Source organism: Streptomyces sp. AC627_RSS907, assembly GCF_019049165.1.
Genome location: NZ_JAGMUE010001484.1, coordinates 1 through 681, shown reverse-complemented (window position 1 = coordinate 681; position 681 = coordinate 1). Strand labels below are relative to the sequence as shown.

At 74.9% G+C, this 681-nt stretch carries 1 pseudogene; it reads left to right on the top strand.

Annotated features, from left to right (window positions below):
• Positions 1 to 74 precede the first annotated feature (74 nt).
• Positions 75 to 681 (top strand): annotated as a pseudogene (locus tag KUM32_RS42575) (hypothetical protein); the annotation flags it as partial.

Below are 681 nucleotides of genomic sequence, written 5' to 3'. Positions count from 1 at the left end.
GCATCGAGGGAGGGCGACTGGCCGCTGATCAAAGCGCCGCCGACTTCGCCCGTACCCGGTTGCGGCCACGCGTCGTGGTGCGCTCGCCGTTCGCCGACCGCCTTGCCGCCCTGTTGGCGCAGGAGGCGCGTGCCACCGGGGAGCGGATCGAGGTGGTGCCCGAGGGTAGTGGTCGCATCGCCGTGTACGGCAGCAGTTGCGCGGCTGTAGGCGAGCTCGCCTATCGCAACGGCATCCTCGTGCACCGCCTCGCGGACGAGTTCGGGGTTCCGAGCCTGACCGCACCGGGGAGACGGGACACCGACCGTCGTCAGACCCCGGCTCCGGCGCCGGAACGCGTCAAGCTTCTGACCCGTGCTGGCGATTCACCCGAGCACGGCACCGTCCCGGTCGAGTTGTTCCCCGAGGCCGCGCGGCTGGCTGTCGCGGACGAGCCGGTGTGCGCCTCGCCGCCCGACGGCCCCGTCGTGGCCGGTCGCGGCTCGTGGGTGGGCTTCGGCGGCGCCGGGGGAGTGGCCGGCGGCGCCGGCGCGCCCTGGCCCACGCCGGCGGACGAACCGACCTCCCAAGGGCGCGGGGTGCCGGCCTCGCGGGCCTTGACGCTCACCCGGTTCCCCCCGCCGGGGCCGGCCTGGCCAGTGCGCTACGAGCTACGCCGCGTGTTCGGCGTGAGCACTGCCT